Raw genomic sequence first — 6,203 nt, 5'->3', positions numbered from 1 at the left:
TGGCCAAGCTGAACCCCGAAAACGAGGCGGGCCGCCTGACCCTGATCGCGCGCTTTGGCGCGGGCAAGGTGGGCGATCATTTGCCGCGCCTCATTCGCACGGTCGAATCTGAGGGCGCCAATGTCGTCTGGTCCTGCGATGCGATGCATGGCAACACGATCAAATCGGCGAGCGGTTTCAAAACGCGGCCCTTCGAATCCGTGCTGCGCGAAGTGCGCGAGTTCTTTGCCATCCACAAAGCCGAGGGCACGATCCCCGGCGGCGTGCATTTCGAAATGACGGGCAAGGACGTGACCGAATGCACCGGCGGCGTGCGCGCTGTGACCGACGAGGACCTGTCCTCGCGCTACCACACCGCCTGCGACCCGCGCCTCAACGCCTCGCAATCGCTGGAACTGGCGTTTCTGGTGGCCGAAGAACTGCAAGACCGCCGCAAACTGGCGAAAGCTGCGTCGCAGTAAAACGCCGCGAAAAAAGGCTCGAGATGCGGTGGATGCCGCATTGCGGGGCTTGCAACACGATAAGGCCCCGGCGTTTTACCGGGGCCTTTTGGTTTAGGGTTGGGACTACACGGGGTGCAACGGGCGGCGGCGATCTCGCAAGGGCCGAAAACGTTCAACAACGGCGTAGATTTTGAACGGGGTTTTTCGCGGCGTCAAACGGGGTAGTGTTGGGATGTTCCAAAAACGAGCGTTTGTGAACTTCCTGACTAGCGGCTGTTCGGGCTTTGTTGTCTTCAAATTTTTTGTGGTAAATTTTTAAGATGAGAGGATTGATGGATGAGTGCTGATAAAAAAGCTATGGAAATTGCCCTTAAAGTGCACTGTGTTCCGGTCCTTAGAAAACTCGGTTTCAAAGGGTCGTTCCCAAACTTTTACCGCAACAACAATGACTTTATCTCTCTTGTAAATTTTCAATTCTTTTCAAGTGGAGGGAGCTTTTGCGTAAATCTTAGCTACGCTGATCCTCAGCGCCGTAATGTTTCCTACAAACCAGACGCGGACTATAGGCGGTTACGAGTTATGCATACTCATGCTCGTGGCCGAATTCGACTGGGCGCGAAAAATAATGTTGGCGATCACTGGTTTCACTTCGGAAAAACTAGTTATGATCAATTTAGGGATAACCATTCTCCTGTGGCGGAGCTTGCTTTGACTTGTAGTAAATTGTTGGAGACGGACGCCGAACAATGGTGGCGAGACATGCTTGATGCTCAATCCTAGGCTAGGGCGCTTGTTGGATGTCGGGAATTTAGATTGGAGGAAAACCATGCAATCCGCACGAATATGGTTCAAGCGAGGCCAACAGCCATTCGATCTTTTGCGCCTGAAAGAGTTTTTGGAGGCTTCTGGGCTAACAGTTAGAAATACCGAGTGGCAGCTTCAAAGTTATATTGTTCCACAGCTGCATATCGCGACAGAACAACCCTTTTTAATACAGCTAAATGACGACGAATATGTAGATGAGGAGGCGGAAGAATTTTCTGAATGGCACAAGAACGACTTGGCTCCTGAAACCTTCTTAAAGCTCAATGAATGCAATGTGCGGTTCGAGATAGGTGATGGAAACGATACTGTTTTAACGACTAGCGAAGGAATATTCTCCTTTGTGGGGCAGACATCTCTTGATCCCAGCCTGCCAGAAATGCGCCGCATTTTTATCTCGATCACGGAAGCCGTTGATGGCGTTTTTGAAGACAACGTAAATGGCTTCTGGTGGTACAAGCGATAAACCCTCACCGATCAAGTCGATCTCCCAAAAACCACCCTTTTGGAACGTTCACAAACCAGGGTTTTTGGTCAATGGGATAGAACCTATCCACATCACCACCCCCAACCCACCTATTCCTTAGCCGCTTGCGGGATCAGATGCGTCGTGCCCACTGCCGCCGCGCGCGCGAGTGCCGGGTCCAGAGACATCGGGATATAATCGCCCGAGCGCCAGAGTTCGGACAGATCGTCGTAATGGCTGCTCAGCGGATGGCCCGATTGTCCGGTTGAGATGATAAACACCGAAGAATCGGGATCGGCGAAATCAAGCACCTCGCGATAGCCCGCTGCATGGACATTGGCGAAGGCATCCGGTCCGTCGCCGCCCCGAGTCTCGCCGCGCATTAAGGTGAAATCTCCGCCAGAAGTCGATTGGCGGATATTGACGAACCATTTCAACCCCGGAACTTTGCCGAGAACGGGGTGATCCTGCTCGGCGATATGCGCATCCCCCCAGCGCCAGCTTTCGACATTGGGGCCGTATTTCTTGCTCAGGTCCAGCAACGCGGCATCCAGCGACTGGCGCGCGATATCGGTGCAGGTCTCTTTTGGGGCAGATTGGAGGATGTCGCACCAACGGCTCGCGCCATCGGTATTGCGAAACACCCGCTCGATGAAGACAGGCTCGAGATGGGTGAATTTCTTGGCCAACGGCCCCAGTTCGTCGCGGATCAGTCGGTTTTGCAGCTCGCGCATCCATGCGGCGTAGATCAGTGGCTCGGGGAGGTGTTCGCTCATTTCGCCATCCCAGCTTGCCAGCAATTCCAACGCGCGCTGGCGCTGCCGCTCGGGCGTGCCTTCGGGGGCCGGGTCGCCGGTAAACCACAGGTTCGCGCCCACCAGCGGCAGCAGGCCGCGCGCCGCCGGGCTGACCGTATCAAGTTGGGCTGAGATAAAGCTGTCGCGCGAATGCACCTCGCGCTCGCCCAGCAGTTTGCTGAGACGCTGGATGCGCTGCGTATCGCCCCAGTGGAAGCTGACATTATAGGGGAAGGGGCGGTCCACCGTCTTGTTATTGGTGTTCAGCACGATCCCGCCCTTGGGGTCGATGAATTGCGGATTGTCCTTGAAGGGCAGATAGCCATGCCAGCGGTTCTTTTCCTCCCAACCGGGGCTGGGCATCCGCCCTTGCGTGACATTGCCCGGATCGCGCAGCGGAATGCGCCCCGCCGTGACCAGCGCCACGCCGGTCTTGTCCGCCATCGTGATATTTTGCGCCGGGGCCACGACTTCGGCGGTCGCTTTGAGCGCCTCGGTGATCGAATGCGACCGCATCAGCCCCATCGCGCCCGACATTGAGGTGTCATGGGGGTCAAAGGCGGTCCAATCCAGTGAGACGACCGAATTGGGCGGCGTTATCGTGGCGAGGTCAAAATGGCTGCCCGGCAGCACCGGGCCGTTATCCGTCCAGCGCAGGGTGATCGTGACGGGCTTGGCGTCTTTGACATTGATGATCACGCGCTTGGTTTTGAACTTTTTAAAGCCGTCGGGCGTGCGGTATTGGGTGGGATCTTTGGGATCGAGCTGTTCGATATGCAGATCCTGATCATCGACATAGGCCGTGGTCAGCCCCCAGCCCAGATCCTTGTTGCGCCCCGACAGTACCAGCGGCATTCCCGCAATCGTGCCCCCGATGATGCCGCCGCCCTGCAGCTGCAGACGCGCCAGATACCAGATTGAAGGGGCCGTCAGCCCCAGATGCGGGTCATTGGCCAAAAGCGAGCCCCCCGCCGCCGAGCGATCCGGGGCCGCCGCCCAAGCATTCGAGGCCCCCGCCATATCGCGCGCGGGGAAGGGCGAAAGCGCGCCCTCGGATTCGCCTTGGGCGACCTGAATGCCGCGCGGCATGGTCGGGAACAGGCTGGCATAGCTGGGCAGAGTGGCGGTGGCCTGCTCGGGATCATCGGGCATGATGTCATTCACCCAGCCTTGCCCCAGCATCGAGACGCGCGCGCGCAGCACCTCGTCTTGCAACTGGCTGGAAAGCTGCACGGCCATCAGTTTCAGGATCGCCAGCGAATCCGCAGGCGTCCAATAGCTGATCTTGGCGTCAAAAAGGAAGAACTCGGGCGCGCCACGCCCCATCGCGCCTTTGTTGACGATCTCGATCCACTGATTGATGCCGCGCGCATAGGCTTCCAGCGCGGCCTTGGTGTAGTCATCTTGCGCCGAAACCGAAGACACGGCGGCATCATAGAGCCCCAGCCGACGCATCAGCTCGTCCGTCTTCAGCGTTTTGGAGCCAAACATTTCCGACAAACGCCCCTGCACGGTGCGCCGCAGCAACAGCATCTGCCATAGCCGATCCTGCGCATGCGCCAGACCGAGGGCGAAGAACACATCGGGATCGTTATGGCCAAAGATATGGGGCACGTCCTCGGTGTTGCGCACGATCTCAACGGGGGCTTGCAACCCTTCGACCTTATAGGTGGCGTTATAATCGGGCAGCGAACGCGAGGCAAAAAACCAAACCAACCCGCCCAGCAGGACGATGCCTACGATTGCCGCCAAAATCAGCCGCACACCCCACCGAAATGCCTGATACATCGCCCCTCACGTTCCCTTGATGGGGCGCTTTGGTTGACGCCCCCGATGCGCGCGTTACTAGATGAGCGTGACTGCACAATCAACGCATGAGCGCCAATCAACGCACTTGTGCGCAATTCACGCAAGGGAGAGCATGATGGCGAAACTGGCATTTCTGGGTCTTGGGGTGATGGGTTACCCGATGGCGGGGCATCTGCAGGCGGCAGGCCATGAGGTCACGGTTTACAATCGTACGGCCACGAAATCTGAGGCCTGGGTCGCGCAGCATGGCGGCGCGCATGCACCCAGCCCGCGCGAGGCGGCGCAAGGTGCGGATTTCGTAATGTCCTGCGTGGGCAATGACGATGATCTGCGCGATGTCTGTCTGGGCAAGGATGGAGCGTTCAAGGGCATGAAGACGGGCGCGATTTTTGTCGATCACACCACGGTGTCCGCTGCCGTCACGCGCGAATTGTTTGGCGAGGCCAAGGGCCATGGCGTTTCCTTCATCGATGCGCCGATCTCGGGCGGACAGGCGGGGGCCGAAAACGGCCAGCTTTCGGTGATGTGTGGTGGCGAGCAGGTCGCCTATGACAAGGCCGAGCCGGTGATCGCCGCCTATGCCAAGATTTGCCGCCGTCTGGGTGATAGCGGCGCGGGTCAGGTCACCAAGATGTGCAACCAGATCGCGATTGCGGGGTTGGTTCAGGGGCTGTCGGAAAGCCTGAACTTCGCGGAAAAAGCCGGGCTCGATATTTCCGCTGTGGTCGAGGTGATCTCTCAGGGGGCCGCCGGGTCGTGGCAGATGTCCAACCGCTATCAAACCATGGCGGACGACAAATTCGATCACGGTTTTGCCGTGGATTGGATGCGCAAGGATCTCAAAATCTGTTTGCAAACCGGCGATGAGATTGGCGCAAGCCTGCCCGTCACCGCACTTGTCGATCAGTTTTACAAAGAGGTTCAGGCGATGGGCGGGGCGCGTTGGGATACGTCCTCACTGATCGCGCGGTTGCGCAAACTGGGCTGATCAGCCCAGTAGCTGATAGGCGATCCACGTTGCCCCAAACAGCACGGGCTGGTGGATCAGATAAATGGGTAAGGTGTGGCGCCCGGCAAACAGCGCCACACGCATCGCGCGTCCCGGCGTGCCGATCCGATAGCGCGGCGCGCGCGCCAGCCACCCTTGGCGCGCCGCCAGCTTGGCAACTGCCATGCCCCAAAGAAACGGCGCAAGCCAAGGCAGCACGGGCTCGAAATCAATCGAAGGACGCCACTGCGTTGACAGCCCCAACCACCACAGGGCAGGGTGGTTGAACGCGGGGCTGGCATAGTCCAGATGCACCCAAAGCACCGCCACCCCAAGTGCCGCCAGCGCCGCCCAAGGCAAGCGTAGCAGCAGCGCCCCAATCACCGAGCTTACCGCGATGGAATGCAGGATACCGTAATAGATGAAGACGCTGGGCATCATCAAATAGGTGGCAATGCTGACCAGTGCCGCTGCGGCAACCAGCTTGGCTAGACGGGTCAGAAAGGGGCGTGTGCGCAGGCCTTTGCTATGCGCCAGAACCAGACTGACCCCGGCGAGCAACACGAAACTGCCCGCCACAGCGCGCCCGAAGATCTCCCATCCCGGGGTGAAAATCGTGCCCGGCGCAATAAAGGCGAAATTCTGCAAATCGAAAGTGAAATGAAAGATCGCCATGCCGATCAGCGCGATCGCGCGCGCAAAATCGGGGAGGACAAGGCGCGTCCCGGTGGGACCCGAGGCGCTGGAAGAGGGAAGCTTGCTCGCATCTGTCATAAGCACCCTAATTGCGCCCCAAAGAGGATCGGTCAAGACACAAGATAGATGCCGCGTCGCAATGCGCTGCGCATTAAAAAAAGGGGGCACGTGGCCCCCTTTTG

Annotated in this window: 6 protein-coding genes; 4 read left to right on the top strand and 2 right to left on the bottom strand. The window is 58.4% G+C overall.

Annotated elements, in window-relative coordinates:
- From QZ571_RS02965 to QZ571_RS02955, 3 genes are all read left to right on the top strand, one after another.
- On the top strand, window positions 1-461 hold a 461-nt coding region (locus QZ571_RS02965; protein ID WP_295531504.1), incomplete at its 5' end, for a 3-deoxy-7-phosphoheptulonate synthase.
- A gap of 318 nt (window positions 462-779) precedes the next feature.
- The gene (locus QZ571_RS02960; protein WP_295531501.1) at window positions 780-1,223 is read left to right on the top strand and encodes a DUF4304 domain-containing protein; all 444 of its coding nucleotides are present in this window, start codon (window positions 780-782) and stop codon (window positions 1,221-1,223) included.
- 46 nt (window positions 1,224-1,269) lie between these two features.
- On the top strand, window positions 1,270-1,731 hold the full coding sequence (locus tag QZ571_RS02955) for a hypothetical protein (RefSeq protein ID WP_295531498.1): 462 nt from the start codon (window positions 1,270-1,272) through the stop codon (window positions 1,729-1,731).
- Between the two features lie 110 nt (window positions 1,732-1,841).
- Here the strand turns inward: QZ571_RS02955 and QZ571_RS02950 are convergent, their stop codons facing one another.
- Entirely contained in the window at window positions 1,842-4,316 is a 2,475-nt protein-coding gene (locus QZ571_RS02950) for a penicillin acylase family protein (protein ID WP_295531495.1), read from the bottom strand.
- 61 nt (window positions 4,317-4,377) lie between these two features.
- On the opposite strand from QZ571_RS02950, the gene QZ571_RS02945 reads away from it, so the two are divergent.
- Window positions 4,378-5,325 (top strand): NAD(P)-dependent oxidoreductase, encoded by a 948-nt coding sequence (locus tag QZ571_RS02945; RefSeq protein ID WP_295531492.1) that lies wholly within the window; start codon window positions 4,378-4,380, stop codon window positions 5,323-5,325.
- Here QZ571_RS02945 and QZ571_RS02940 read toward each other — a convergent pair whose 3' ends face one another.
- A complete protein-coding gene (locus QZ571_RS02940; RefSeq protein ID WP_295531489.1) occupies window positions 5,326-6,099 on the bottom strand; it encodes a heparan-alpha-glucosaminide N-acetyltransferase in 774 nt (257 codons plus the stop codon). It lies immediately after the preceding gene.
- Between the last annotated feature and the right edge of the window lie 104 nt (window positions 6,100-6,203).

Source organism: uncultured Thioclava sp. (genome assembly GCF_913064665.1).
GTDB classification, from domain to species: domain Bacteria; phylum Pseudomonadota; class Alphaproteobacteria; order Rhodobacterales; family Rhodobacteraceae; genus Thioclava; species Thioclava arctica.
Note: the sequence above shows the minus strand (reverse complement) of the source record. Positions and strands in the feature narration are given on the sequence as shown.

Bases quoted from the DNA above. Each gene is read 5' to 3' on its own strand.
- QZ571_RS02950 (WP_295531495.1), bottom strand. From the start codon at position 4,316: ATGTATCAGGCATTTCGGTGGGGTGTGCGGCTGATTTTGGCGGCAATC.
- QZ571_RS02955 (WP_295531498.1), top strand. From the start codon at position 1,270: ATGCAATCCGCACGAATATGGTTCAAGCGAGGCCAACAGCCATTCGAT.
- QZ571_RS02945 (WP_295531492.1), top strand. From the start codon at position 4,378: ATGAGCGTGACTGCACAATCAACGCATGAGCGCCAATCAACGCACTTG.
- QZ571_RS02960 (WP_295531501.1), top strand. From the start codon at position 780: ATGAGTGCTGATAAAAAAGCTATGGAAATTGCCCTTAAAGTGCACTGT.
- QZ571_RS02940 (WP_295531489.1), bottom strand. From the start codon at position 6,099: ATGACAGATGCGAGCAAGCTTCCCTCTTCCAGCGCCTCGGGTCCCACC.